The sequence below is a fragment of the Fibrobacter sp. UWB16 genome (genome assembly GCF_900215325.1).
GTDB lineage: Bacteria > Fibrobacterota > Fibrobacteria > Fibrobacterales > Fibrobacteraceae > Fibrobacter.
Genome location: NZ_OCMS01000003.1, coordinates 525,594 through 551,075 on the forward strand (window position 1 = coordinate 525,594; position 25,482 = coordinate 551,075).

Sequence of the window (25,482 nt, forward strand, 5' to 3'; positions counted from 1 at the left end):
ATGGCTAGAAAATCTCGTAAGTATAGCGAAGACGTACCTTTCTCCTTAACGTCCATGATGGACATGATGACCATCATCTTGGTGTTCATGATCAAGAACATGGACGCTGAAGGTCAGCTCTTGACCCAGGCAGAAAACTTGATTCTTCCGATCTCGACCTCCAAGGTCCAGCCGAAGGAAGTTTCTTTGACTGTCGTGGTCGATGCTAACTACGTTATCGTTGACAATGAAAAGGTCGTGCCGACCGCTGACGTTCTCGCTCAGGAAGACCTCCTCGTTACGAAGGTGGACGAAATCCTGAAGGACCGTCGCGCTATCGAACAGGAACACGCTCTCAAGATGGGCCTTCCTGCTGACGAAGCTGGTCACATCATTGTCCAGATTGACAAGAACATCCCGTATGATGCGATGTACAAGGTGATGGCCACTTGCGGCTTCTCCGGATACACGAATATCGCATTCGCCGTGATGGAAAAGAACGGCGGGGAGGAATAATCAATGGCAAAGAAGAACATAGATCCGTTTATTGCGTCGCTCATGCCGGAATCCGACAAGAAGATGGGCGCAATCGCCGGTGTCTCTCTTGTGATCGCTTTGGCTATGTGTATTTGGGCTTCCATGTACGAACAGGTCGTTGCTGAAGTCGTATTCGACAACGCTGATTCCGTGGACCTTACTACTTCCATGCAGATTGAGCAGAAGGAAGAAAAGAAGGAAGAAAAGAAGAAGCCCGAACCGAAGAAGCCTCGTAAGAAAGCTGGTGGCGGTGGTAAGCCGCGCGGTAAGGGCCAGCCGAACGCTCCGCAGACTCGCGGCGTGCTCAAGCTCCTCACTGCTCAGACCAAGAATGCCTCTGCTGCTGCTTATGACTTGATGAAGAACCAGAAGTTCACCAAGGACATCGATAAGGTGCTCAAGGACGTCGCTGGTCTCCAGACTACGGGTAAGACCGTTCTCGGTGGCCGTCGCGGTAAGGCTAATGGTGGCTTCAATGAAGGTTATGCAGAAGGTGGTTCCGGTGGTATCGGTGACGGCCTTGCAGGTCTCCTTGGCGGTGGTGGCGGTGGTATCGCTACTAAGGCTAAGGGTTCCATCAAGACTCCGTCTATGCGTGATATCGACATGGGTGCCGGTGGTGGTTCTCGTTCCGCTGCAGACATCATGAAGGTTGTCCGCCAGCGTACTCCGGGTCTTCGCCACATCTATAACAAGTGCCTGAAGAAGAAGCCGGGATTCCAGGGTAAGGTTACTCTGAGATTCACGATCGCTCCGGGTGGCGAAATCATCAGCATCTCCACTGTTTCTTCGACGACCGGTTTCGCAGAATTCGACTCCGAAGTCAAGAATGCAGTGAGCCGCTGGACCTTCAGCAAGGTGAAGTCCGGTAACACGACGGTTACGATTCCGTTCACGTTCTCCGAATAATTCACTCCAAAAGCTTGAAAAAAAGATCAGACGCGAGTCTGGTCTTTTTTTGTATCTCGATTTTGGGTATAATGTCAAAAAAAATGGTCTTTCATTAAAATTTTGTTGCGTTTTTTCTTTTATAAAACTAACTTTATAAAAGAATTTTCAATAGGAGTTATTCCATGAACTTAAAAACCGTAGCTGCGGTCGGTACCGCATTTGGAATTCTTGGTGTCGGATCTGCCTTTGCAACGTTCGCCCGTATTGAATCTATGGGCAAAAACACCACTTACATCATGGATGATGTGAGCATTTTTGATAACGCTGCAAACATCAATCTCTACTCCAACTACTTGATTGGTGAATTCGGCCCTTATACCGACAACGATTTGAAGGCTGGTGGAAACGTTGATCCGCAGCATCCGAGCTTTGGTGGCATTTTCTCCATTGCTATTGGCGATGACAACAACCCGGACCCGCGTATCTCTATCGGTGGTCTCTTTGGCCGTGTGAATGCTGAACTTATGCAGTATTTGCCGAACAAGGTCATCGGTGACAATGGCGAAGTTACTAATGTCCCTGAAACAGTGACGAACTTCGACGGCTTCTTGGGTGGTACGCTCTCGGACGGCAATGCCTGGGGCTTGCATGTTTATATTGCAACGCAGGATGGTGGTGACAAGGGTGAAGATGGCAACTACCAGGTGTCCAAGAACTCCTTTGCCTCTGTTGTGCAGGCTGACGGTGGTATGAACTTCCAGTTCACGAACTACTTCGACTTGGAATTCTCTCTTGCTTTGGCCCGTATCCAGTACGGTCCGGAACACCACAACTTCTTTGACGATGGCAACTTCTCCTGGTTGATCAAGTCTCGTGCATTCTTTACTTTGGACGCCATTAACGGCGAACTCGTGCCGGCCTTGAACCTCAAGTTCATCGATGCTCCGGGTCTGGATGAAAAGCATGCTCAGGTTGGCGTTGGTGTCAACGTCGCTCTCGACCGTGGCTTCTTCTGGATGGGCTTGGACTTTATCTATAACAAGAGAAAGGCTCATGACTGGTTCTATGAAAAAGGTGTCTGGACTTACGATTCCCGTAACGAAGACAACAAGATTTGGGACGACCGTACCGATGTCGGTGGCATGATCAGCTTCGGTATCGAACGTAACATTTGGTGGGATTGGTTCGTGATCCGTGTTGGCGGTCAGAAGTCTATCCTTTATACAAAGTGCAATGTCAACGACAAGAATGCTGACAAGTACACCAAGGATCATTATGGTATCTGCAAGGACGATGGCAACTTCTTCACCACGAATCCGCTTGCTGACGGTACCTCTAAGGACCATGTTGGCTTCGGTTTCGGTATCAACATCGAAGAAAAGTTGAAGATCGACGTGACCGTTGCTGAAGACCTCCTCTTCCGCAACCCGTTCCAGGGCGAAGGCCGTCTCTTCTCCAGAATCTCTGCAACGTACTCGTTCTAACTGGTCATTAGTCAATGGTTAGTAGTCATTAGTTAAGGTCATTGGCTTGAGTCGATAATTCTAACGACTAATGACCAACAACTAAACACTAGCAACAATTTTCGAAGCGCACTCCATCTGGGTGCGTTTCTTTTTTTATTTTATGGGCATGAAGAAAATTTTAACCCTCATATTCCTTGTACTGCTCTCGTCTTGTTCGGAACCGACGGAGCGTATCGAAAAGAAGCTCCTCTCGTATTTGCAGGAGGACTTGAAGTTCATGGTTGCAGAGACCTTGAATGCGAATGCGACGAAGGCTGATTTGCTCGATGAACCGTATTACAAGATTCGTGACTTTAGGTTGTTCGAAGGCGCCGAGGCGGAGATTTATGCAGCCTATGCCGAAGTCGATTTTTACATCTATCGCGACCTCGCTATGTACGAAAAGCGCAAGTACCGTTACGAGGTCCATGGCAGGCATTGGGACCGCTATTCCAAGGTTCTAAAATTTGGCAAGGACAAAAATCCATAGGTTATAAACGGGCTTGATTTAGTTATATTTGGGTTGTGGGATTTCTTTTTTAGAGGGCCAAATTTTGTTCGGACTTTTCTCTTGTGATATTGGTATTGACCTGGGTACCGCCAATACGCTCGTCCACGTGGCTGGACAGGGCATTGTCATTAACGAACCGACTGTGATTGCTGTTGACCGTAAGAGCAATCGCGTGACTGCAATTGGCGGCGAAGCTAAGAAGATGCTTGGTCGTACGTCTGGCGAAAGCCGTGCTATCCGCCCGATGCGCGATGGCGTGATTGCTGATTTTGAACTTGTGGAAACGCTTTTGCGCACCTTTATTACGCGTGTGCAGCGCTATCCGTTGTGGATGGTAAAACCGCGTGTGGTGGTTGGCGTTCCGAACGGAATTACTGAAGTGGAAACGCGTGCCGTGATCGATGCTATCAAGATGACTGGCGCAAAGGAAGTCCACCTGGTTCACGAACCGATGGCTGCCGCTATTGGTATGGGCATTCCTGTTGAAGAACCTGTCGGTAACATGATTGTGGATATTGGCGGCGGTACGTCTGACATCGCTGTGATTGCCTTGAACAAGTCTGACTGCAACGGCTCTGTGCGCGTTGGCGGTGATGAAATGGACGAGGCCATTGTGCGCTACCTTCGCACTATGTACAACCTCTGTGTTGGCGAAAGCACTGCTGAACAGATCAAGATACAGATCGGTTCTGCTAGTCCGCTCGAAGAAGAATTGACGATGGAAGTCAAGGGCCTTGACTTTATTGCCGGTATGCCGCGCACGATTCCTATCGGTAGTGCCGAAATCCGCGAAGCCATCAATGAACCGGTGACGGCCATTATCGAAGCCGTGAAGCAGGCTTTGAGCATCACGCTCCCGGAACTTTCTGCCGATATTTATGACAAGGGCATCATCCTCACGGGTGGTGGCTCCCAGTTGCGCGGCCTCGATGAACGTATCCGCAAGGAAACGGGTCTCTCCGTGAACGTGATCGACGATCCGATGACTTGCGTTTGCAAGGGTGCTGCCCGCATTCTCGAAGACCTGGACAAGTACCGTCCTGTTTTGGTGGCTTCTTCTACCTAAATTCTGAAATTGCACTTCGATGCTTAGAGCTTTTCGCTTTATTGTCGATCTGTTTACCCAAAGGCATGGCGTTGTCGCTTTTGCCTTTTTTCTCGTTTTAGGGATTCTGATGCATGCGTCTTCGACGGCAGTGCGCGAGAGCATTGTCGACAAGGCGCTTTCGACGGTGTTTTACCCGGTGCAGCTTTTGATGACCTCTGTGAACGACTTTAAGTCTTTGCAGGCCGAAAATGACCATCTGAAGGCGGAAAACGCAAGGCTCCGTCAGGAGACTTACCACGCGAGCGAGGGCTTGCAGGAACTGGCGAGGTTACATACGCTGGTGCGTTTTGACGACAAGTGGGATTTCCCGATTGTGACGTCTCGCGTGGTGGGGCATAACCCCGGGCGTTTTCTGACGACTCTCGTAATCAATCGCGGGACGCATCACGGCGTGAAAGAGAACATGCCGGTGATGTCGATGAACGGCCTTGTCGGGAAGATTTCGAAGGCTTCGCTTACGCATTCGCGCGTGCAGCTCATGGTGGACCCGAACTTGAAACTCTCCGTGCTCGAGCGCCGTACGCGTGTGGTGGGCTTCTTGGAGTCTGTAGACGGTCATTTGCTTTCGGCGATGATTCCGTCGCATGCTGGCGTTGCCGAGGGCGATACGCTCATTACGTCGGGGCTTGGCGGCATTTTCCCGAAAGGTATCCCGGTGGGCACGGTGCACAAGGTCCGCAAGGCGGATCTGGACGTGATGAGCCTCATGGATGTGAAGCCGTTCCAGGAATTTTCGACCTTGGAAGAAGTGTTTGTGATGCAGAAGGAACCGGATTGGATTATCCAGGAGTTGCTCGATGAGTAATTACGGATGGTTGAAGACGCTCCTGATGTTTGTCATCGCTTTTGCGGTGCAGTCGACGATTGGCGACTGGCTTAAGATTTTGGGCGTTGGGCCCGACTTTATCCTGATTTTCATTGTATCCGTGGCTTTGCGTTTTGGGGCTGGTACGGGTTGCTTCTGGGGATTTTTGGCCGGGTTTTCGCTGGATGTCTATGCGCCGGTAGAGTGGCTGGGGGCGAATACCATTGCCATGACGATTGTTGGCTTTGCCGTGGGGCAGCTTGAAGAACATTTCCTTACGCTGAACTTGCCTCCGAAAGTGGGCGTCCTTGGGCTTGCGTTCTATGTGAACGATATGTTCTATTTTTTAATTACAGGTCTCGAAAAGGATGTCGTGACGACTTTATTCCTGACGAAAACGGTACCGGAAAGCATTTACACTGTAGTTATTGGCGGTATTTTGTTCTACCTCACTTCGGGGAAGAAGTCGGATGTATAACGATACTTCGGAGAACGAGGCGCGAGTTCGTAGGAATTGGAACGTCCTGATTTTTTTGGCGGGGACGGTTCTTGTCTTTACGGTGATTTTGTTCAAGCTTTTTTCGCTGCAGTACCTGCATTATGAAGAGAATTTCCAGCGCTCCGAAAATAACCGCTTGCGTCGAATTGAGTTGATTGCTGACCGAGGCTACATTTACGATAGGAACGGGAATGTGCTGGTGCGTAACCGCCCCTCGTACCAGATTGCGCTCCAGGCGCTTGAAATGCCGCGTAAAAAAGCGGATAGGGATTCCATTTTCAAGAAGCTTTTGAACATCCGTGATGCGGCTGGCGTGCGTCTTTTTGATTCGCTTTCGCTCGATACTGCGTTCCAGAGGATTCGCTGGGTGCGTACGCGTCCGGTCCGCATTCTCGAAGATGCGACGATGGAGCAGGTCGCCGTCATTGAAGAACATTCGACGGAACTGCCGGGTGTCTCGGTGATTATTGAATCGCGCCGTGAATACCCTTATGGAACGCTAGCCTCGCATGTGCTCGGTTACACGAGTGAAATTTCGGAAGAGCAGCTGAAGCTCACGGAATATGAATCGTACTCGCAGGGCGACCGCGTGGGGCAAAAAGGATTGGAGCAGGAATATGACAAGGAGTTCCGCGGCAAGAACGGGCTTAAGCTTGTGGAAGTGAATGCTTCGGGGCGCGAGGTGCGTACGCTTACGGATGTGGGCGGCTTTATTGCGCCGGAACCGGGACTCCACATGGTTTCGACGATTGACTTGAAACTGCAGAAGGCGGCGGAAGCGGCGATTCCTGATTCGGCGAAAGGCGCCTTGGTGGCGATTGACCCGCGCAATGGTGAAATCTTGGCTATGGTTTCGTCTCCGCGACTGGACCCGAACATCTTTTCCTTGAAGCGTCGTGAACGCAACAAGGGGTGGGCTCATGTGGCTTTGGATTCGATGCGACCGCTCACAAACCGTGCGATTTCGGGCGTTTATCCGCCGGCTTCGATTTTTAAGCTCGTGACGGCTGGCGCTGGGCTTGAAAGCGGGATTATTTCGGAGACAAAGTATTACCCGAAAGCTTGTACGGGCGGTTACCAGTACGGGGCGCGTTACCAGAGATGTTGGGGTGTGCATGGAAACTTGAATGTGGTGCATGCGCTGCGACTTTCGTGCGATGTGTATTTCTATCAGGCGGGCCTTGAAATAGATATGGCTCGCATCAATGAGTTTGCACGTCGTTTTGGCTATGGCGAACAGTTGCTTGGCGTAGATATCCCAGGGGAACGTGCAGGTTGGCTTCCGGATTCGGCTTCGTTCAACCGCCGTAATAAGCGCTTGGGCTGGCGCTGGGCCCGCGGGCTTATTCTGAATCTCTCGATTGGGCAGGGGCAGATGGTAACGCCTTTGCAGCAGGCTGTGTTTATAGGCTCTCTGGCAACGAACAAGGGCGTTTACCGACCACACTTCATGAAGGAACTGCAAGACGCGCAGGGTAACGTGGTGCGCCGCTATGAGCCTGAAATCATCCGTCCTGGAACGATGAAGCCCGAGACACATCGCGTGCTCTTGAATGCAATGGACTCTGTGGTAAACCATCCGGGAGGAACGGGCAAGAAAGCTGCTGTACCTGGAATTCGCGTGGGCGGAAAGACGGGTTCTGGCGAATGGAAAAAAGGGCAGAAGACGCATGCCTGGTTTGCTGCGGTCGCTCCGCTTGAAGACCCGCAAATTGCGGTAGCTGTGATTATGGAAGCGGGCGGCGGCGGTGGCTCTGTGGCAGCACCGATTGCTCATAAAGTGCTGATGGCGTTTTTTGGTAAAGAAGAAGAGGAACAAGAATGAGTACCGACCGCATTCAAGACAAGTCATTAAAGTTTGACTGGTTCTTTATTGCCGTGACGCTCACGCTCATGACGTTTGGCGTGTTCCTCGTGTATTCGGCGACTGTGGGCGAAGAACTGGCTGTTTACGATACGCACTGGTTTAGGCAGATCATTTACTTCTTGACCGGTATTGCAATTGCGGTAGGCCTTGTGTTTGTGAAAATCGACTGGCTTAAGCGCGTGGCAGTGCCGTCTTATGTGATTGCTCTATTTTTGCTGTTGTTCGTGCTCATATTTGCGGGCGATGTAAAGGGGGCGGGGCGCTGGATTGACTTGAAGGTAATCAAGTTGCAACCTTCGGAGTTTGCAAAGATTGCGTACTTGATTACGATTTCGTACTGGCTTTCGAAACATCCGGTGAGTTTGCATAAATTGAAGTCTTTTTTGGTGCCGTTAGGACTGTTTATTGTTCCGTTCTTGCTTGTGCTGAAGCAGCCGGATTTGAGCACGGCGCTTGTGTTTACGGCAGTGACGCTTGTCGGGTTCTTTTTTGCGGGCCTCACGTTTACGGACTTGTTCTTGATTGTAAGCCCTGTCTTGTCGGTGCTATTTTCGCATTCGCAGTCGATGGTGTTGCAGGTCTTGTGGGGCATTTTGATTTGCCTTGTCGTGTTCTCTGTGTTGCGTAGGCACTTGTCCAAAAAATTCTCGGGCGTGATTATTGCGACGAACATCTTGGCGGGGTATGCCAGTACGATGGTGTGGAACATGCTCGAACCGCACCAGCAGAAGCGCGTGAATACGTTCTTGGATCCGATGAGTGATCCGCTTGGCGATGGCTATCAGGTGTTGCAGTCGCTTACGGCGATTGGTAGCGGCGGCATTGGGGGCAAGGGCTTTGGAAACGGCTCGCAGACGAATCTCTCGTTTTTGCCCGAAGAACATACGGACTTTATCTTTAGCGTGCTCGGGGAGCAGTTTGGCTTTGTCGGGTGTGCTGCAATTCTTGTGCTGTTTACGTTGTTCTTGTGGCGAGCCTCATCGATTTGCAAGACGAACGATGACCCGTTTGTGACGCTTGTGACGATGGGCGCGTGCACGATATTCTTGTTCCACATCACGGTGAATATTGCAATGACGATTGGGCTTATGCCGGTGACGGGGCTTCCGCTGCCGTTCCTCTCTTACGGTGGCTCGTTTGCGCTTGTGTGCATGTTCCTCGTGGGGCTCTTGATGTGCCTGCGGTATCAGGGAAACAAGTAATTAGTTGTTGGTCAATAGTCATTAGTTGATTGTTTAAATAAAATTTTACCGTTCGTTTTGTCTGAAAAAAGCGTGTTATAGAGTAGGGGCGCTTTGTGCTCCTTGATAACAGGAGGCTTTATGGAACTTTTGCGGACGGTCGCTAATTTTGTTTTCGGGATGGAATGTCTGGGGTGCGGGACTTCTTCGGAAAGGCTTGACCCGTGGCTTTGCCCCTCGTGTGCATCGGAGCTTGTGCGTGAATCGTGTTTGCCCAAGTTTCCAAACGAGGATGCGTTTTGCCTTTTTCCGATGAGGCCATTGACCAGGCGGCTGGTGCATGCGCTCAAGTACAGGAATATTCCCGGGCTTGCATCTTACCTAGTGCGTCATTCGTCGGCGGTAAAGCTCGGGGAGGTGGCGCAGGAACTTTTATTGCTTGCTCAGCCGCTATACTTTGTGCCTGTTCCTCTCCATAGGGCGAGGTTTCGCGAGCGTGGCTACAACCAGGCGGAGCTTTTGGCGGCGGCGCTTGCGACTGCGACTGGAGGTAAGGTTTGCCGTTGGTTAAAGCGCAAGACGTTTATTGTTTCGCAGACTAAGCTCTCGAAAGAGGAACGCGAAATGAATGTGGCAGGTGCGTTTGTATCAAATTTCCCACGGAAAATGCCTACGCGGGGGAGTGTTGTCGTTGTGGATGACGTTTTTACGACGGGGGCGACGACTTCGGCGTGCTTGGCGGCGTTTGGACCGGATTTTCCGCTCCCTCTTAAGGTGTGTACGCTGATTTACGACGAGCCTGCGACGGCTGTGGCGGATTTTGCTGCAGATTGCCGTGCTTTTTACAAATAAAAAAGCGCTCCCGATGTTCGGAAACGCTTTTTACGGAGGAAGAGGGACTCGAACCCCCAAGCCTTACGGCGGCGGTTTTCAAGACCGCTGACTTACCAATTAGCCTATTCCTCCAATTGGTGCGCAAAGAATAGAAAAAAAAGCCGTATATCGTCAACGATACTTTGCTTTTTGATGAAGATTAATTATTTTTTTACATACGATGAATAACCAAGGAGCATATACCGATCTTGGGGACGGCGAAGTTGCCGCTCTCTTGTTTGAATATATGCCCAAGATTGCTGCAGAGCACGAAATGGACAGTCTCCTTGTGCTCATGGCCGATTTGGGCCGCCGTATTGTGCAGGCCGATCGTTGCTCTCTCTGGCTTATTGACGAGGAGAAGAACGAACTGTGGACCAAGGTTGCTCATGGTGTAAGTGAACTTCGCATTCCGCTCTCGGCTGGTTTTGTCGGTTATTCGCTTAAGACTGGTGAACCGCTTTTGGTCGATGATGCGTACCGCGATGCTAGGTTTGATCGTCGTAGCGATATCAAGAACGGCTATCATACAACGTCTGTCATGACGATGCCTCTTGAAAGCGATAATCGCGTGATGGGCGTATTCCAAGCTATCAATAAGGTTGGCGATAACGTATTCTTCTCCAAGAAGGATTTGGAACGCCTCAAGCTTATTTCGGTCTATTCTGCGAAGACGATTGAATCTGCAATTCGTGCGCAGAAACTGGAACGTTATGCGAAACAGCTGGAACGCAAGGCCGAGGAACTCAAGTCCGCTCATATGGAGCTTATCCGTATTTTGGGCGAGGTCTCCGAATTCCGCAGTCAGGAAGTGGGCGACCATATTCACCGTGTCGCTGAAATTTCGTTGAAGCTCGCCAAGTATCTTGGACTCCCGCCTGATCTGCAGGAACTGATTTACTATGCGGCTCCGCTCCATGACCTTGGCAAGGTCGGTATTGCGGACATGATTTTGAACAAGGCGGGCAAGCTGACGCCTGAAGAGTTCAACATCATGAAGAGTCATTCCATTATCGGTCGTACGTTGTTGCGCGATTCCAAGACGGATTTGCTTTGCATGGCGTCTGACATTGCGAGTGCCCACCATGAACGTTGGGACGGTACTGGCTACCCGGATAAGCTTAAAGGCGAAGAAATTCCGCTTGCAGCCCGCATTTGTGCGGTGGCCGATGTTCTTGATGCCCTTTCGAGCCCGCGCTGCTACAAACCCGCCTGGACCGAAGACCGCGTCAAGGAAGAAATGAAAAAATCCAGCGGCTCGCATTTTCAGCCGGAGCTCATCGATATTCTCATGGAGCACTGGGACGAATTTTACTCTTGCTATAAACCAGATGGTGAGTTCGTCAAGAAAAAGCTCTTGCCGCCAGTGATTTAAATCACTCTAGATTTTTGCCGTGCCCGCCGTTGTGCGGGCTTTTCTTTTTGGTATTGCAAGAGGGAGATTCCCGCTCGGGGCGGGAATGACAATTAAAAAATGCGGAAAATAAAGAAAAAACCTCGGTTTTCACCGAGGTTTCTTCGTGGTTCCGATTGGAATTGAACCAACGACACGCGGATTTTCAGTCCACTGCTCTACCAACTGAGCTACAGAACCATTTTGGTGACCCAATTATAGATATTTATTTTCCGCTTGTCAAGGGTAAAGAGAATATTACTGTTATTTTTTTAAAAAAACTACTAAATTTAGTGTTGTTGGATGGAAAATTAGGTGTCCCATAGTAAAATCTATGGGGTAGTGTGTTTTTTATTTTAGGTGGTCGCCGTGATTCGCTCAAAAAAATGGATAAAAGAGATTCTTTCTCTGACTGCAATTTTTGGTACAGCTTTTGTTATTGGCTGTGCCGAAGAAAATGCCGATGCTGCATTTAATGCTCCGAGTTCTAATATACCTGGGCAGCAGTGCCAAGTGCCGGGTACATGCAATGATACGATCATTAACGGCAATGATACGAGCGTAATACCACTGAATCCACATACAGATACCATTATAAGGGTTATTGGCACAGATACTATTACTGAAACTATTGTTGTTTATCTTCCTGATGACACAACTCTTCGTTGGGTCGGACAGTCTGCATTGCGTATAACGGAAATTGCTCCGTTGAACATGGACTGGCTGGACGAAAATGGCGATGATCCGTCCTGGGTGGAAATTTACAACTCTAGTGATAAAGATATTGACCTAGAGGGCTACACACTTGTTGAAAATGTGAAGAACTTGCGCAAGTGGGTTTTTGGTAGCAATATTATTAAGGCGAAGTCTTTTAGAGTTGTCTTCTGCGACAGGAAAGATATTTCCGCTGTGGAAAGTGCCGATATCGGCGATCGCCATACGCGTCCGCACACGAACTGGAAGCTGGATAAAGACGGCGGTACGATTTACTTGATCGACAGATACAATGGAATCCGCGACTCGGTTGCTTATCCGCAATTGTTGGGTGGCCTCAGCTGGGGTATCGTCGATGGTGGCTATTGGAAGTTCTTTGATAAGCCGACTCCGGAAAAGCCGAATACAGAATCCAAGGCTTATGATGAAATCGTTCCTGCTGCGGATATGAGCGGACTCAAGGCCGGTTTCTATAACGATGCTTTTACTCTGAATCCGCCGGCTCTTGAAGATGGCGTGAAACTCCGCTGCACGACAGATGGTTCTGTGCCGACTGAAAATTCTCCGGAATTCAATTCCCCGAAGACGATTGACCATAGCATGGCTTTCCGTTGCGCAACGTTCAAGAAGAGTGCTCTTTCGAACAAGGTTACGACTCGCACGTTCTTTGTGGACGAAGATGTCGTAAAGATGCCTGTTGTCGCCATTAGCGTGGATTCCAGCTTCTTCCGTGAACATTACATCAAGACGAGCTGCGACGCTCCGAAGGGTTGCAAGGACAGTGCTGGCCTTTATGCTGATGTAGAACTTCCGATTCATGTGGAATATTTTGAAAAGGGTTCTTCTACAAAGGATGGCGCTACCTGGGAAATGGATGCAGGCATCTCGTTGATGGGTGGATATAGCCGCTTGAATGATAAGAAGTCTGTTTCTATCCACCTTCGTGAAGGTTACGAAGACGGTAGTGTCAATTATCCGTTGTTTGAAACCCGCAAGGGCGTGAATGACAAGTATAGGGCATTTAACCTCCGTAATAACGGTAACCGTTTTGTCAGTGACTACATTGAAGATGCTATGGGCGGCGCTCTCCTCGAAGGTACTAGCGTAGACTATCAGAGAAGCCGTCAGGTCGTGGTGTTCTATAATGGCAAGTATTATGGTATTCACGACATGCGCGAACGTTTCAACAAGCATTATGTAGAAACGAACTACAAGATTGAATCGAGCTCCGTGAACTTTATCAAGCACTTGGGCCAGGAAGTTGAAGCCAGCAACGGTACGACGGATGCTTACTTGGCAATGCTTAGCTTTGTTGCCAAGAACGATTTCTCCGGCGAAAATAATGCAAATTACGCAACGGTGAAGACGATGCTCGATGTGGGCAACTTGGCGGACTACATGGCTGCTGAAATTTATATCCACAATGGTGACTGGCCGAATAACAATGTGCGTGCCTGGTCTGCTCCGGAACATCCGTGGAAGTTCATGGTTTATGACCTTGACCACGGCTTTGACTGGACTTGGGGCGTGAACAATAAGGAATTCACCCAGGAAACTAATATGTTTGAATGGATCAAGAAGGGTGGTGGAAACAAGCCGTGCAAGGTAGAAGGCTGCTTTGCAAATCTCTATATCCAGCTCATCAAGAATCCGGAATTCAAGCGCATGTTCATTAACCGTTCTGCTGTGATGTTCAATAGCTATACGAACTTTGCTAACGTGACTAAGATCGTCAACGCTATGACGGCGACAATCGATGCTGACGAAATGACGCGCGACCTTGCTAAGTTCAAGCAGGACCAGAAATGGTATGAAAACTCTTGCGGTCATGGATTTGACAAGACTGGTTCTTGCATGAAGGAATGGGCTGAAAAACGCGATCCTAAGGTTATTCGTGAATACGAAGAAGAATTCGGTTTGAGCGGTACGGCTTCTGTGACTATCGCTGCATCTGGCAAGGGCACGGTGCTTATGGAAGGAGCTGCACTCCCGAATGGTGCTACGAGTTACAAGGGCAAGTTCTTTGTGGGTAACCCGATTCTCTTGACGGCTGTCCCTGATGCTGGTTCTGTGTTTACTGGCTGGAGTGATGGCGTCACTGACAATCCTCGCTTGGTTGAACCGACGGAAGGAGCTTCCTTTACCGCTAAGTTCCAGTAATTGAAACCGGCGTGAGAGGCGCTTTATCGAGAAGCTTTTTATCGAGATGCGCCGCCGCTTATGGTGAAATTCGCGGCCTGGATATAGATCCAGGTCGCTTTTTATTTCTACATTTTGCTATATGAAAAGTCCCGTGCGTAAGATGTTCGATGGCATTGCGAGCCGTTACGATTTTCTGAATCACTTTCTGAGTTGTTATCAGGATGTGCTGTGGCGCAGGTATTGCTGCAAGCGTCTGAAAAAGATGATGGCTGCGGGCATGCTCGCGGAAAAGTCGATTGACGAGATGCCGCGCGATTTGAATAAAGTTCGCTTGCTCGATTTGTGCGGGGGTACGGGCGATTTTGCCAACACGTTCCGCAAAATTTTCGAATCTGGTTGCGTGTGTGCGCGCGATTTTGTCGTGGACCCTGCTGTAATCGGTGATTTTTCGTACGGGATGCTTGCCGAAGTCAAGCCGAAGAAAATCGATGCGCATGCGGTGCAACTCGATGCCATGAAAATGCCTTTTGCAGAACGCCAGTTTGACGTGATTCTGAACGGCTTTGGCATGCGTAACGTGCCTGACGCCCGTGGCGCCTTGCTGGAATCGTATCGTGTGCTCGATGAAGGCGGTTACCTTTGCGTTTTGGAATTTTTCTCGCCAAGGAATTTGTTCAACAAGTTCTTCTATAAAGTGCTTGCGCCGCTGTTCATCCCGGTGATGGGCGCCTTCTTTAGCGGCAAGCGCGACGCCTATGAATATCTGGTGAACTCGATTATTCGCTTTTTGCCGGTCGATCAGTTCTGCAAAATGGCCGAAGAATGCGGCTTTGAAGTCAAGCAAGTCAAGATGTTTGATGGCGGAATTTCGTTTGGCGTGTTCTTGCACAAGCCGGGTAAAGCATGAGCCACTTTGTGCTTGGAGTGACGGGCGCTAGCGGCAGCATTTATGCGACCCGTACGGCGATGTACTTGCAGCGTTTTGGCCATGAGGTTACGCTCATCGTAACGCACCCGGGCAAACAGGTTCTCGAATACGAAGGCCAAAGTGCGCTTTTCGACTATTGCAAAGACGTGCGCAACGTGGATGATTTTTTTGCGGAATGCGCGAGCGGTTCTAGCGATATTGCAGGCATGGCTGTGGTGCCGTGCTCCATGGGAACGCTCGGGCGCATTGCGGCTGGGACTTCGGACAACTTGCTTGTGCGCGCGGCGGATGTTTGCCTCAAGGAACGCAGGCCACTTGTGATTGTGCCGCGCGAGATGCCGTACAACTTGATCCACATCGAGAATATGAAGCGAGTGACTTTGGCGGGCGCGGTCGTGATTTCGGCGTCGCCGCAGTTCTACAGCAAGCCTCAAACCATTGAAGAACTTGTGGATTCCGTCGTCGCGAAAATCCTAAAGCACTTGGGCGTGGAACAATCGCTTGTTGCAAGTGTTGCTAAAGTGTGGAATGGCGATGAAAGGGAGATTCCCGCTCCCCGGAACAAGTCCGGGGCAAGCTCAAGCGGGAATGACAAATCCACGGAGGCGGGAACGACAACCAATGACCAATAACTATTGACTAACAGCTAAACCATGAATAAAATCCTTGAATTTACACATCTTGTCCGTTTGAGCCATTCGCTGTTTGCGATGCCTTTTGCGATTGGTTCCATGTGGGTCGCGGCAAACGGTTTCCGCGACATGAGCGCTTTTGAAACTGCCCGCATTATCGTGCTTATTGTGCTTTGCATGGTGACCGCCCGTAACAGTGCCATGAGCTTTAACCGCATTGCAGACGCCAAGTTCGATGCGGAGAATCCGCGGACGGCAAAGCGCCATTTGCCGGCAGGGCGACTGAGCCGAAAATCGGTGATGGCGTTCTTGGCGTTGAATGGAATCTTGTTTGTTGTGTTTGCATGGATGCTCCAGCCGCTTGCTGGCGCGCTTGCGTTCCCGGTGTGGCTATTGCTGCTTTCGTATTCGTACTGGAAGCGTTTTAGCTGGCTTTGCCACTGGTTCCTTGGCTTTGCGATTGGCATGAGTCCGCTTGGCGCCTGGATTGCCGTTCGCGGTGAATTTGCCGTGTTCCCGATATTCCTCCTGTTTATTCTGATGCTTTGGATGGGGGGCTTTGACATTATCTACGCGACGCAGGATATTGAAATCGACCGCAAGCAGGGCTTGCATTCCGTGCCCGCTCGCTTTGGCCTTGAAAAGTCCTTGCGCATTGCGCTGGCGAGCCATTTGGCAATGCTCGTACTTTGTGTCGTGTTCGGATTTTTCTGGAACATGGGCTGGATTTGGTGGACGATTACGGGACTTATGACAGTCGCGATTGTCTATATTCACTTGTTCAGAAAGTCAAATGACCTGGATGCGATGAACCGCGACTTTTTCCTTGCGAACGTGGCCATCAGCGCGCTTGTGATGATTGGTCTTATCGTCTGGATTTGCATAGGAGGTGACGTCAATGCCCTTTATTAATCGCCCGAACGGAAAGCTCACGAATGAAGAAAAAGTGAAGATGTTTCATTTGATGGGAGGCGTTGCCGCCGTTTTAGCGCTTGTCTGCATTTTGCTGATTGAAACGGGTGCTGCTGGCGAACGCCGCGACCTTGCCGACATTGGCCTAACAGCGATGATTGTGATGCTCGCTGTTTCGCTTATTGGTGCGATGTATTTTAAGAGATAAAACTCTCTTAAATTTCCAAATCCGCTGAGATAACGGTTTCGACGCTCCCGTCGTCACATTCAAAGAGCAGGCTGCCATCATCTTTCATGTCGATGATGCGGCCTGTTTTTTTGATGGATCCTTCGCCGGAATCCCGGTTTTGGTCGGTGCAGTGATGGTTTACGATGATGGTGCCGCGGGCGCCGATGAACTGGTCCATGCGCTTCCAAGCTTCGACCCATGGGCGAATGCCGAAGGCTTTGAACTGTCCGATGGCGCGTTCGAGATTCCCGATAAGCGCCTGCAAAAGCTTTTCGCGATTGACTGGATGCCCGAAGATTTCTTTGAGCGTGGTGACGGCGCGATTCAGGTGCGCATAATCGGCAGAATCGCTATTGACGTTTATTCCGACACCCATTGAAAGAGCCGGACGCGGCGCATCTTGTTGCATTATCATTCCCGCGGAAGCGGGGACCTCCCTCTTGACGAAGACTATTTCCGCGAGAATCCCGCAGAACTTGCTTTTGCCGTAGAGAATGTCGTTGGGCCATTTGACCGTGATTTTTGGCGAGTTAGCGTTTACCGATTCAGCGCAGTCCCGGTTTGCAATAGCAACGTCTTCTTGAACATTGTTGAATGTTTCTGCAAATGTGAGTGCGGCTACTTGTGTAATTTGTGCAAAATTACTTGCGGGTATTCCTTCGAGCGGAATCAGAATGTTGAAATAGAGATTCTTGCCGGCAGGGGAGTCCCACGTGCGTTCGTGACGGCCATGCCCATCGCTTTGAGAGTCTGCGACAAAGAGCGTGCCTGGTGCAATTTCACCAGAGGCCGCCATGGATTTCATGAGCTTGTGCGTGCTGCCGATAGTCTCGAAAAGATAAGCTGGTGCCCCGTTAAAACCCGTAAGCTGCCAGTCTGTGAAATTGCGTTCTTGAGAAAACATTTGCTAGCCGTTAGTCGATGGTCATTAGTTATTAGAAAATCTAGTAAAAGGAGATGCCCGCTCGGAGGCGGGCATGACAGGAACAGAGATGCCCGCTCGGAGGCGGGCATGACATGGGTGGCGACTTTCGGTTTTTGCAGCAGTCTTAATTCAGAACTCCTAATTCCGAATTCATAACTGCGGCTAAGCCGCTCTATTCGTCAGCTTGCTTTTCTTGTAGTTCTTTGAGGGCTTCTTCGGGGAAGATGTTGAAGAACTCGCGCTTCTTGTCTTCAAAGAGCTGGAGCATGCGTTCCTGTTCGAACTGCTCACGGTCGATGTTCTGCATGAAGAATTCGTCTTTGGCGAAATTGCGGCTCTGTATCGTCTTTTTGATATCTTCGGACAAGTCGACGTTGTCCCAAAGAATGTAATACGAACCGACAAAACCGTCTGCAAAAATATCAACGTTCAATTGTACGGAATTGCTTTGCGAAGAGTCCACCATCTGGACTTTGGTTTCGCGCTTTTCGGGGCGGAAAACATCAACGTCACTAACAGGTGTGTTTAAATCCTGTGCTGAGCAAAATGCTGTTGCACAAAAGAATAACATTACCTTATGTTTGAACGACAAAATCATATTTACAATATACAATGAAAAATGCAAAAAGAACAAAGTCGTTTCGAAAAGCGCTGCTGAAAACACGGTTAAAAAGTCGCTAAAATGCGCCGGAACCGTATATGCAACACTTCCGTCTTGCGGAGTGTATTATATGCGCGGGGCTCTCGCCGTTCGTCTGTAGCTACGTAGTGGCGTTCTCTCGTCTAAAGAGCGAGCGGCATCCACGGTTTCACGACGTCGATGGATTCGAGCTTGCCCTGCAATTTGCGGCGGATGGCTGCTGCGGCAATCATCGCTCCGTTGTCTGTACTCAGGCTACGGTCCGGCACGCAGAAGCGGATGCCCTTCTTGTCGCAGTAGTCCTGCAAGCGGGTGCGCAACCAGCTGTTTGCACTCACGCCACCGCCCATCACGAGCGTCTTCATCTTCGTTTTCTTGAGGGCGTTGATGGTCTTTGTGACAAGGCTATCGACAATGGCATCTTCGAGCGAGGCGCAGATGTCGCCGAGGTTCTGCTGGATAAATTCTGGGTCGTGCGTTTCGGTGTAACGGAGCACGGCGGTCTTTAAGCCGCTGAACGAGAATTCGCAGCTGTCGTGCGTGTGGAGCGCGCGCGGAAATTCCACAAATTTGCGGTTGTGGTCTTTACCGAGGCGGCTGATGGTTGCGCCTGCGGGGTACTTGAGACCGATGAGCTTGCCGCACTTGTCGAATGCTTCGCCGGCGGCGTCATCGCGGGTGCGACCGATGCTTGTGTACTTGAATCCCGGTTCTTCCATCACGAGTTCCGTGTGCCCGCCTGAGACGGTGAGCGTCAAGAACGGTGGTTCGATGTCCGGGTTAGAGAGCCATGCGGCGGCGAGGTGCCCTTCGAGGTGGTTCATGCCGTAGGCCGGAATGTTTAAGTCGCGGGCGAGTCCTTTGGCAAAACTAGCGCCAACGAGGAGCGGACCCATAAGGCCTGGGCCTGTGGTATAGGCAATCGCGTCGATATCCTTGAGTTCGATGCCGGCTTCCTTGACGGCGGCTTCGGCAATGGGGGCAATCTTTTGCAAGTGCGCACGGGCGGCGATTTCTGGAACAACGCCTCCGTAAAGCGCGTGTTCGTCAATTTGGCTGTAAAGCGGGTTCGAAAGAACTTTTAAGGGCTCGTCCTGTAAAACGGCGCATGCCGTTTCGTCGCAGCTGGATTCGATTCCAAGCCAAATCATATTCCGTATTCCTCGTCTTTGTCTTCGCCTTCGGTATGGGTCTTGATGAGCTTAATCTTGTCGGGTTTGACAAGGACGGCCTTGATGGACATGCTGCGGTCGATATCGGGCGGCAGGTTCAACTTGACTGTCGGGGCAAGGCTGTCTGCATCTTCAATGGCGAATCGGTTGTATTCAATAAAAAGTTCAATATCGTTGTGCTTGATGGCTTCGATGACTTTGTCGCCGCCGGTGACTTCGACGGTTGCCTGTTGCGGTGAGAGCGTATTCAAAGCTCGGTCATAAAAACCAATCAGCTGAATGGGGATGTTCTTAAATTCTTTCGACTTGATTTTCTGGACATCGACAAATACTTTTGCCACAGAATCGCTAGGCGTTACAAATGGCGGTAGTAGATCGGTTTCTAGAGGGACCGAGAGTGTCTGGCTTGCCTTGATGCTGTCGAAAAACACGGAGTCCGTCGGAATGTCGATGATTCGCGTGAGGGCGTTACGGGCGCCTGAAACTTTCAAGTCTTCTTGGAGGAGCTTGGGCAGTTGCACAAGCACATAGCCTGGGGCCGCGCCAAACGTTACGTTGCTCTTGATGGGGATGCTGCGTTCAATGCGCGTATCGACCGCCACATCGATAAAGAGGTACTGGTTGTCCGGTTCCACATAGTGCACCGAAGAAAAGTTCGGGGCTACAAAGTTCTTCGAGTCGAGGTGGATGCGCTTGGAGCCGAGTTCGGCGAGGTGCATGTCGACGACCATTGCTGCCTGCTTTTGCGACTGCAGGCGGATAAGGTCCAGGGGCTTGCCTTCGACGGTTACCGAGACAGTGCTAGGCGGCTTTGATGCAATCGCGAGCGCTTCGGGCAACTTCACGAACGTAAGCGGCACTTCCATCGTCAGTTGGAAGTCCTTGAGCGAGATGACATAGAACCAGAGGGCCATCGCGCATACCAAGGCGGTAATCTTTAATATGATGTTTCCCATAAAAGCCCCTTAAAGAACTGCTATAAATTTAATTATATTCGAGGCGTGTTCGGACAATTAGGTTACTTAATATCGGAATCTTTTAGAGGATGGAAGCAGCACCGCACGGTGATTCTTCCGTCTTTGCTCACGATTTTCCTGTGCTCGCTTTTGCTCTCGGCCTCTTTTACGGCGCTCGGCGTCTCGTTCAAGCTCCTCTCGGCCGAAAAATCGCTGTATGTGATTGAGGCGTTCTTGAAAGAGGATGTTCCCGAGGATTCCGTTGCGGTTATCCAGACGCGGCTTGAGCATACGCGCCATGTGGAGTCCGTCTCGTTTGTGAGTGCGGATTCGGCGCTTGCTGATTTTAGCAACCATTTCTCGCCGGACATGCTCACACTTGTCGAAGGGAACCCGATCCCCGCATTTTTCCGAGTGTCCTTGAGCGAAGAGGCGCGCAACCCGGCAGACCTTTCCGAAGTGCGCAATACGATTGCCGAAGAAGCTTACTTTGAAGAGGTGCAGGCTCCGTTGAAGTGGGCTTCGCGAATTGCGTCGTGGAAGTTCAAAATGATTTTCTGGCCGATTTGCATCAGTATCCTTTTGCTCATTACGCTCTCGCTTATCATTTGCAATTCGGTAAGACTTTCGCTTATGTCCCGCAAACTCCTGGTTGAGAACATGAAGTACGCGGGTGGCAGTTATCTGTTCATTGAATTTCCGTTTGTGCTCGAAGGGGCCATGCAAGGGTTTTTAGGGAGTGGCGTTGCCATCTTGTTGCTTGGGCTTGTCATCCGTTCGCTCGTGCAGGTGTTCCCGATTGTGGCTAGTGGCGTTGATTACTTTGGAATTGTAGCGCTATTTACGGTGCTCTTGGAAACGATGCTCGCGGGCTACTTTAGTTTCCGCACGGTGCGCAGTTTCTTGTTCGAAAAGAAGGGTGAGCAGGAATAATGCGTCTTGTTTGCCGGTTCATTCCGCTTTTGTTTTTCATCTTTGCCGTGGTGGCGGGCTCAGCCGTTTCGTCTTATGCGGCCCCGAAAAAGACCGACGCGCAGATCGATGAACAAAAGAACGCCCTCAAAAAGCTTGAGGTCGATCTTGCGAAAAAGCGCGAGGAACTGGCCGTCCTTGAAACCGAAGAAAAGGGCGTCTTGAACACGATTTCGCTTTTGGACCAGAACTTGAACCGCACCAGGTCTTACCTTTCGGAACTGACCCGCAATGAGGATATGTTGCAGGGGGCGGTCAAGCAATTGGTGATGGATATCGATTCTCTTGATTCAAAAATCAAGGCCCGTAAGCGCGCCATGAGAAAGCGTATCCGTAATTTGTATGTACACGGTCGCAGTAACGATGCCGAAATTCTCTTTGAACTTTTGACCAAGAACGGGAACCCGGAACGCGAAGTTTATTGGGTGCACCACTTGCTGAACCGCGACCGCGAAGACGTTGAAACGCTCCGCCAGCTCATTGCCGAACGCACGCAGAAACAGCAGACGCAAGAGAAGCACTTGGCCGAGCTTTCGAGACTCCGCTCCCGCAAGGCGGTCGAAGAACGCGGCCTTGTCGCGCAGATGAACGGTCAGGCCCGCATGCTGAATTCCCTCAAGCACGACAAGGCCGTGCAGCGCATGGCGCTCAAGGAATTCGAACGCAACCAGAAGACCATGCTTGCGCTCCTCAAGAAACTTGAGCAGCGCCGCAAGCGAGAAATCGAAGAAGCGAAGCGCGCCGAGGCAGCCCGCCTCGCCGCTCTCAAGAAGAAGGAACGCGAAGCCGAGAAAAAGCGCCAGGCCGCCGACAAGAAGCGCGAATCAGAAAAGAAGCGTGAGGCCGAAATCGCCCAAAAGCAGACTCCGGTACCGCATTTCAAAGGCCCGAAGTGCATGCCGCTCGACGGCCCGATTATTAGCGAATACGGCCTACAGGAACACCCGGTGCTCCACATCATGACGCGTAACCTCGGGGTGGAAATCCGCGGAAAGCGCGGTGGCCACATCCGTGCCGCTGCAGCCGGAACTGTGGCTATGGTCGCCGAAATTGACGGTCGCGGCCCCTCCGTGATCATCGAACACGAAGATGGAACGTACACGGTGTACGGTCACATGAAGGCAATCCACGTCCAAGAGGGCAAAAGTGTCAAGAAATGCGAAGAAATTGGAGAAGTGGGCGATATTGCTTCGTTAAATGGTATTAAATTGTATTTCCAAGTAAGCGAAGGGACACAGACCGTGGACCCGTTGCAATGGTTGAAACAGAGATGATAGAATATCGCTTAAATGGCCCCGCCTCCCAGGAACGAATCCGTATTCGTCTTATGGCGGCGTTGCGTGAGAACCGCTTCCCGCAGTCGATTCTTATCGACGGTCCTGTGGGCATTGGCAAAAAAGCGCTCGCGATGGAAATTGCCCAGGCGCTCCAGTGTACAAACCCGAGCGTTCGCCCGTGCGGTAATTGCTTCGGCTGCAAAATGGCAACCGATACCGGCGTGACCGACAACTGGGTCGTGCCGATGGAAGCGAAAGAGGCAAGCGCCCGCAATGCGGCCGACGTCTCTGCCGGGAGCTCTGCAAAGACCATCCAGGATTTTAAACAGGCCTACATCGAAGAAATCACGAAGAACCCGTACCGCGTGGATATTTTCAGCGCGGGCGCCGTGATTTCGGTGGAACTCATCCGTACGATGACCGCCTCCTTTGCGATGAAGGGCGATCGTGTGCGTGTGGTGATTATCGCCGAGGCCGACCGCATGAACGATTCTGCGGCAAACGCGTTCCTCAAGACTCTCGAAGAAGTCCCGCCGAACACGTACTTCATTTTGACGACTTCGTCTCGCGAAAAGCTCTTGCAGACGATCCGTTCGCGCTGCCTTGCGCTCCACCTGCCACCCCTCACGGATGAGGAAGTGCGTCAGGAGGCCATCCGCGTTGGCGGTGAAGAATTTGACGAATCGACTCTGACCGACGATGTGATTGGGCTTGCTGTGGGTTCCCCTGGCATGGCGCTTTACTACGCCGAACATGCCAAGAACTGGTGCCCTCTCGCGGTCGATTTTATCGAGAAGTCGCTTTCGCAGGACTACACGGACCTGTTCTTTAAGCTCGAAGATTCCGGACTTGAAGACCCGGCTATCGTGAACCGCTTTTTGGAAGTGCTCTCGTTTTTAATCACGGACTTGTTGCGCCGTGAATCGGGCGCTCCGCTCCGCATCCCGGAAGCAACGGGCAGCGTGAATCTCGAACGCTACCCGCAAGTGGGGGCGACTGCCCTCGAAGCTGCTCTCGTGAGTGTGCAAGAAACTATGTCGAGAATCGCCTCCAGGCGAATGGCGGCAGTGACCTGCCTCCAGAACCTCTCGCTAAAACTTTTTGAAGGCTACAAGTAATGGAAGATCTTGTCGCCTCAACTTTGTCCTCTACGCTAAAGATTCCGCATGCGGTCGCGAGGTTCTTGGTCTCGCGCGGCATCAAGACCGTTTCTGATGCGTACCACATGCTGTGCTCTAACGAGAGCGACGTGCATGACCCCTTCCTCATGATGGGGATGGACAAGGCTGTGGAATGGATACTCGCGGTTCGCGAACGTGGCGAGCGCGTGTTCATTTTTGGCGACTACGACTTGGACGGCATGACGTCCGTGACGCTTTTGACCCGTTGCCTAAAGACCGTGGGTATCGAATCTGAATGGCGACTCCCGAACCGCTTTGGCGATGGCTATGGCCTCTCGGTTTCTGCCGTCGATGAAATGTATGAGGCGGGGGCGCGCAACTTGATTACCGTGGATACGGGCATTACCGCGAACGTGGAAATTGCGCATGCCAAGGAACTCGGCATGGCGGTCATGGTCATGGACCATCATCAGCCGTCGGGCGATGGGCTCCCGGTGAGCGATGTGCTTTTGGACCCGCACCAGGAAGGCGACAATTATCCGAATCCGGAACTTTGTGGCGTTGGTGTTTCGTACAAGTTTATTTGCGCCTTGTTTAGCCGACTTGGCATTAATGCCCCGGTGGAATATCTGGACTTGGTTGCCCTCGGGACGCTTGCGGACTTGGTGCAGATGACGCCTGAAAACCGCTATTTTACGCGTACCGGGCTCGAAAGCCTTAAGAGCAGCCGTTGGCCTGGCGTACAAGAAATGTACTCTTCCCTCATGAAGCCCCATAGCTGTGTGGGCGGCATCGACGTGATGTACAAGCTTGCGCCGCTCCTCAACGCTCCTGGCCGCATGGAACGCCCGGACCCGGCCCTTAAACTTCTTTTGTGCGAAAACAAAGGTGAAGCGGGCAAGCTTCTTGAAGAACTGAAAGAATGGAATAAGCGCCGCAAGGACAAAGAAGCAGAAATCACCAAGATGGCGATGGAGCAAGTTCAAGCGCTTTACGGCGACACCATCCCGACTGTCATTGTAGTTGCCGGCGAAAACTGGCACGTGGGCGTGATTGGCATTGTCGCGGCAAAGCTTGCCCAGGAATTCCACAGACCTTCGGCCGTGCTGTCGATTATCAACGGCATGGCACATGCGAGTGCCCGTGCAGTTCCTGGATTCAACTGGCACAAGGCGCTTTTTGATAGCCGTGAACTTTTTGACCGCTGGGGCGGTCACGCGAATGCGGCGGGCTTTTCGCTTGAAGCCGGTAAAATTGAAGAGTTGCGTGGGCGCCTGTTACAGTCTGCGGCAGATCAAGGCTACACGGGTGAAGTTATCAATACCGAAGAATCGTACCCGTACGACATCAAAATTGCACTCCGTGAACTGACCGTAGAGACGCGAGTCCCGACGGGGCGCTATCCGATTCGTGAACGCTCCATTCTGGAGTTCATCGACTTGCTGGAACCGTTTGGCGGAAACTTCCCGTACCCCGCATTCCGCGCCGAAGGCGTTACCGTGCATCGCGTGCGCGAACTTCGCGGCGGGCATTTGCAAATGGAAATTTCGCAGGCGGGAAGTGCCGTTTTCCCGGCTATTGCCTTTGGACTGCGCAAGAGCAAGGCTCTGCTCGGACGCTCCCGCCCGGTGACGGTCGTGTTCGAGCCGATTTGGAATTACTATAACAACACCAAGACGGTGCAGCTTTGCATCAAGTCCATCGAGTAGTGCT

Annotated in this window: 24 protein-coding genes and 2 tRNA genes; 20 read left to right on the top strand and 6 right to left on the bottom strand. The window is 51.2% G+C overall.

Going from position 1 to position 25,482, the window contains the following annotated elements:
* The 10 genes from CRN95_RS11965 to CRN95_RS12010 all read left to right on the top strand — a co-directional run bounded on the left by CRN95_RS11965 (position 1) and on the right by CRN95_RS12010 (position 9,735).
* Positions 1 to 495, top strand: a complete 495-nt coding sequence (locus CRN95_RS11965; protein WP_014546558.1) for a biopolymer transporter ExbD — start codon at positions 1 to 3, stop codon at positions 493 to 495.
* Between the two features lie 3 nt (positions 496 to 498).
* Positions 499 to 1,425: an AgmX/PglI C-terminal domain-containing protein gene (locus tag CRN95_RS11970; RefSeq protein WP_088631319.1), complete on the top strand. Its 927-nt coding sequence runs from the start codon at positions 499 to 501 to the stop codon at positions 1,423 to 1,425.
* A 164-nt stretch (positions 1,426 to 1,589) separates the two neighbouring features.
* Positions 1,590 to 2,891: a hypothetical protein gene (locus CRN95_RS11975; protein WP_097021032.1), complete on the top strand. Its 1,302-nt coding sequence runs from the start codon at positions 1,590 to 1,592 to the stop codon at positions 2,889 to 2,891.
* A gap of 148 nt (positions 2,892 to 3,039) precedes the next feature.
* Entirely contained in the window at positions 3,040 to 3,402 is a 363-nt protein-coding gene (locus CRN95_RS11980) for a hypothetical protein (RefSeq protein ID WP_235003023.1), read from the top strand.
* 64 nt (positions 3,403 to 3,466) lie between these two features.
* Entirely contained in the window at positions 3,467 to 4,489 is a 1,023-nt protein-coding gene (locus CRN95_RS11985) for a rod shape-determining protein (protein WP_088631316.1), read from the top strand.
* Between the two features lie 19 nt (positions 4,490 to 4,508).
* Positions 4,509 to 5,336 carry a rod shape-determining protein MreC gene (mreC, locus tag CRN95_RS11990; protein WP_088631315.1) on the top strand — a complete coding sequence of 276 codons (828 nt, stop codon included), beginning with the start codon at positions 4,509 to 4,511 and terminating at the stop codon, positions 5,334 to 5,336.
* Positions 5,329 to 5,814 carry a rod shape-determining protein MreD gene (gene mreD / locus CRN95_RS11995; RefSeq protein ID WP_097021033.1) on the top strand — a complete coding sequence of 162 codons (486 nt, stop codon included), beginning with the start codon at positions 5,329 to 5,331 and terminating at the stop codon, positions 5,812 to 5,814. The genes mreC and mreD overlap by 8 nt, the downstream gene beginning before the upstream one ends.
* The gene (mrdA, locus tag CRN95_RS12000) at positions 5,807 to 7,660 is read left to right on the top strand and encodes a penicillin-binding protein 2 (protein WP_097021034.1); all 1,854 of its coding nucleotides are present in this window, start codon (positions 5,807 to 5,809) and stop codon (positions 7,658 to 7,660) included. The genes mreD and mrdA overlap by 8 nt, the downstream gene beginning before the upstream one ends.
* Complete coding sequence (rodA, locus tag CRN95_RS12005) at positions 7,657 to 8,904, top strand: rod shape-determining protein RodA (protein ID WP_088631312.1); 1,248 nt, start codon at positions 7,657 to 7,659, stop codon at positions 8,902 to 8,904. The genes mrdA and rodA overlap by 4 nt, the downstream gene beginning before the upstream one ends.
* A gap of 120 nt (positions 8,905 to 9,024) precedes the next feature.
* Positions 9,025 to 9,735 carry a ComF family protein gene (locus tag CRN95_RS12010; RefSeq protein WP_097021035.1) on the top strand — a complete coding sequence of 237 codons (711 nt, stop codon included), beginning with the start codon at positions 9,025 to 9,027 and terminating at the stop codon, positions 9,733 to 9,735.
* A gap of 33 nt (positions 9,736 to 9,768) precedes the next feature.
* Here CRN95_RS12010 and CRN95_RS12015 read toward each other — a convergent pair.
* Positions 9,769 to 9,849 (bottom strand) — tRNA-Ser (locus tag CRN95_RS12015).
* Between the two features lie 88 nt (positions 9,850 to 9,937).
* On the opposite strand from CRN95_RS12015, the gene CRN95_RS12020 reads away from it, so the two are divergent.
* Positions 9,938 to 11,131, top strand: coding sequence for an HD-GYP domain-containing protein (locus CRN95_RS12020; RefSeq protein WP_097021036.1), 1,194 nt, complete (start codon positions 9,938 to 9,940; stop codon positions 11,129 to 11,131).
* Between the two features lie 146 nt (positions 11,132 to 11,277).
* On the opposite strand, the gene CRN95_RS12025 is transcribed toward CRN95_RS12020, so the two are convergent.
* Positions 11,278 to 11,350 (bottom strand) — tRNA-Phe (locus CRN95_RS12025).
* A gap of 168 nt (positions 11,351 to 11,518) precedes the next feature.
* Here CRN95_RS12025 and CRN95_RS12030 point away from each other — a divergent pair.
* From CRN95_RS12030 to CRN95_RS12050, 5 genes are all read left to right on the top strand, one after another.
* Positions 11,519 to 14,023 carry a CotH kinase family protein gene (locus tag CRN95_RS12030; RefSeq protein ID WP_097021069.1) on the top strand — a complete coding sequence of 835 codons (2,505 nt, stop codon included), beginning with the start codon at positions 11,519 to 11,521 and terminating at the stop codon, positions 14,021 to 14,023.
* A gap of 121 nt (positions 14,024 to 14,144) precedes the next feature.
* On the top strand, positions 14,145 to 14,912 hold the full coding sequence (locus CRN95_RS12035) for a ubiquinone/menaquinone biosynthesis methyltransferase (RefSeq protein ID WP_097021037.1): 768 nt from the start codon (positions 14,145 to 14,147) through the stop codon (positions 14,910 to 14,912).
* Positions 14,909 to 15,565, top strand: coding sequence for a UbiX family flavin prenyltransferase (locus CRN95_RS12040; protein WP_235003024.1), 657 nt, complete (start codon positions 14,909 to 14,911; stop codon positions 15,563 to 15,565). The genes CRN95_RS12035 and CRN95_RS12040 overlap by 4 nt, the downstream gene beginning before the upstream one ends.
* A 21-nt stretch (positions 15,566 to 15,586) precedes the next feature.
* Complete coding sequence (locus CRN95_RS12045; RefSeq protein ID WP_097021038.1) at positions 15,587 to 16,477, top strand: 4-hydroxybenzoate octaprenyltransferase; 891 nt, start codon at positions 15,587 to 15,589, stop codon at positions 16,475 to 16,477.
* A complete protein-coding gene (locus CRN95_RS12050) occupies positions 16,464 to 16,685 on the top strand; it encodes a hypothetical protein (protein ID WP_097021039.1) in 222 nt (73 codons plus the stop codon). The genes CRN95_RS12045 and CRN95_RS12050 overlap by 14 nt, the downstream gene beginning before the upstream one ends.
* A 7-nt stretch (positions 16,686 to 16,692) precedes the next feature.
* On the opposite strand, the gene CRN95_RS12055 is transcribed toward CRN95_RS12050, so the two are convergent.
* The 4 genes from CRN95_RS12055 to CRN95_RS12070 form a co-directional block, all read right to left on the bottom strand.
* Positions 16,693 to 17,610, bottom strand: coding sequence for a biotin--[acetyl-CoA-carboxylase] ligase (locus CRN95_RS12055; RefSeq protein WP_097021040.1), 918 nt, complete (start codon positions 17,608 to 17,610; stop codon positions 16,693 to 16,695).
* A 193-nt stretch (positions 17,611 to 17,803) separates the two neighbouring features.
* Positions 17,804 to 18,202, bottom strand: coding sequence for a hypothetical protein (locus CRN95_RS12060; protein ID WP_235003025.1), 399 nt, complete (start codon positions 18,200 to 18,202; stop codon positions 17,804 to 17,806).
* A 212-nt stretch (positions 18,203 to 18,414) separates the two neighbouring features.
* On the bottom strand, positions 18,415 to 19,422 hold the full coding sequence (tsaD, locus tag CRN95_RS12065) for a tRNA (adenosine(37)-N6)-threonylcarbamoyltransferase complex transferase subunit TsaD (protein ID WP_085491520.1): 1,008 nt from the start codon (positions 19,420 to 19,422) through the stop codon (positions 18,415 to 18,417).
* Entirely contained in the window at positions 19,419 to 20,399 is a 981-nt protein-coding gene (locus CRN95_RS12070; protein ID WP_097021041.1) for a YbbR-like domain-containing protein, read from the bottom strand. The genes tsaD and CRN95_RS12070 overlap by 4 nt, the downstream gene beginning before the upstream one ends.
* A gap of 45 nt (positions 20,400 to 20,444) precedes the next feature.
* Between CRN95_RS12070 and CRN95_RS12075 the strand changes: the two genes are divergently transcribed.
* Genes CRN95_RS12075 through recJ form a run of 4 tightly spaced genes read left to right on the top strand, consistent with a single transcriptional unit; the run spans position 20,445 to position 25,478 of the window.
* On the top strand, positions 20,445 to 21,332 hold the full coding sequence (locus CRN95_RS12075; protein WP_097021042.1) for an ABC transporter permease: 888 nt from the start codon (positions 20,445 to 20,447) through the stop codon (positions 21,330 to 21,332).
* A complete protein-coding gene (locus tag CRN95_RS12080; RefSeq protein ID WP_097021043.1) occupies positions 21,332 to 22,645 on the top strand; it encodes a murein hydrolase activator EnvC in 1,314 nt (437 codons plus the stop codon). The genes CRN95_RS12075 and CRN95_RS12080 overlap by 1 nt, the downstream gene beginning before the upstream one ends.
* Complete coding sequence (locus CRN95_RS12085; protein ID WP_235003026.1) at positions 22,627 to 23,766, top strand: AAA family ATPase; 1,140 nt, start codon at positions 22,627 to 22,629, stop codon at positions 23,764 to 23,766. Before CRN95_RS12080 ends, CRN95_RS12085 begins: the two co-directional genes overlap by 19 nt.
* Complete coding sequence (recJ, locus tag CRN95_RS12090; RefSeq protein WP_097021045.1) at positions 23,766 to 25,478, top strand: single-stranded-DNA-specific exonuclease RecJ; 1,713 nt, start codon at positions 23,766 to 23,768, stop codon at positions 25,476 to 25,478. Before CRN95_RS12085 ends, recJ begins: the two co-directional genes overlap by 1 nt.
* Positions 25,479 to 25,482: the final 4 nt, after the last annotated feature.

Excerpts from the sequence above, each read along its gene's own strand:
- CRN95_RS12045 (WP_097021038.1), top strand. The coding sequence starts at position 15,587 with ATGAATAAAATCCTTGAATTTACACATCTTGTCCGTTTGAGCCATTCG.
- CRN95_RS12040 (WP_235003024.1), top strand. The coding sequence starts at position 14,909 with ATGAGCCACTTTGTGCTTGGAGTGACGGGCGCTAGCGGCAGCATTTAT.
- mrdA (WP_097021034.1), top strand. The coding sequence starts at position 5,807 with ATGTATAACGATACTTCGGAGAACGAGGCGCGAGTTCGTAGGAATTGG.
- CRN95_RS11980 (WP_235003023.1), top strand. The coding sequence starts at position 3,040 with ATGAAGAAAATTTTAACCCTCATATTCCTTGTACTGCTCTCGTCTTGT.
- CRN95_RS12070 (WP_097021041.1), bottom strand. The coding sequence starts at position 20,399 with ATGGGAAACATCATATTAAAGATTACCGCCTTGGTATGCGCGATGGCC.
- CRN95_RS12035 (WP_097021037.1), top strand. The coding sequence starts at position 14,145 with ATGAAAAGTCCCGTGCGTAAGATGTTCGATGGCATTGCGAGCCGTTAC.
- CRN95_RS12080 (WP_097021043.1), top strand. The coding sequence starts at position 21,332 with ATGCGTCTTGTTTGCCGGTTCATTCCGCTTTTGTTTTTCATCTTTGCC.
- mreD (WP_097021033.1), top strand. The coding sequence starts at position 5,329 with ATGAGTAATTACGGATGGTTGAAGACGCTCCTGATGTTTGTCATCGCT.
- recJ (WP_097021045.1), top strand. The coding sequence starts at position 23,766 with ATGGAAGATCTTGTCGCCTCAACTTTGTCCTCTACGCTAAAGATTCCG.
- CRN95_RS11970 (WP_088631319.1), top strand. The coding sequence starts at position 499 with ATGGCAAAGAAGAACATAGATCCGTTTATTGCGTCGCTCATGCCGGAA.
- rodA (WP_088631312.1), top strand. The coding sequence starts at position 7,657 with ATGAGTACCGACCGCATTCAAGACAAGTCATTAAAGTTTGACTGGTTC.
- CRN95_RS11965 (WP_014546558.1), top strand. The coding sequence starts at position 1 with ATGGCTAGAAAATCTCGTAAGTATAGCGAAGACGTACCTTTCTCCTTA.
- CRN95_RS12010 (WP_097021035.1), top strand. The coding sequence starts at position 9,025 with ATGGAACTTTTGCGGACGGTCGCTAATTTTGTTTTCGGGATGGAATGT.
- CRN95_RS12055 (WP_097021040.1), bottom strand. The coding sequence starts at position 17,610 with ATGTTTTCTCAAGAACGCAATTTCACAGACTGGCAGCTTACGGGTTTT.
- mreC (WP_088631315.1), top strand. The coding sequence starts at position 4,509 with ATGCTTAGAGCTTTTCGCTTTATTGTCGATCTGTTTACCCAAAGGCAT.
- CRN95_RS12020 (WP_097021036.1), top strand. The coding sequence starts at position 9,938 with ATGAATAACCAAGGAGCATATACCGATCTTGGGGACGGCGAAGTTGCC.
- CRN95_RS12085 (WP_235003026.1), top strand. The coding sequence starts at position 22,627 with ATGGTTGAAACAGAGATGATAGAATATCGCTTAAATGGCCCCGCCTCC.
- CRN95_RS12050 (WP_097021039.1), top strand. The coding sequence starts at position 16,464 with ATGCCCTTTATTAATCGCCCGAACGGAAAGCTCACGAATGAAGAAAAA.
- CRN95_RS11975 (WP_097021032.1), top strand. The coding sequence starts at position 1,590 with ATGAACTTAAAAACCGTAGCTGCGGTCGGTACCGCATTTGGAATTCTT.
- CRN95_RS12060 (WP_235003025.1), bottom strand. The coding sequence starts at position 18,202 with ATGTTATTCTTTTGTGCAACAGCATTTTGCTCAGCACAGGATTTAAAC.
- tsaD (WP_085491520.1), bottom strand. The coding sequence starts at position 19,422 with ATGATTTGGCTTGGAATCGAATCCAGCTGCGACGAAACGGCATGCGCC.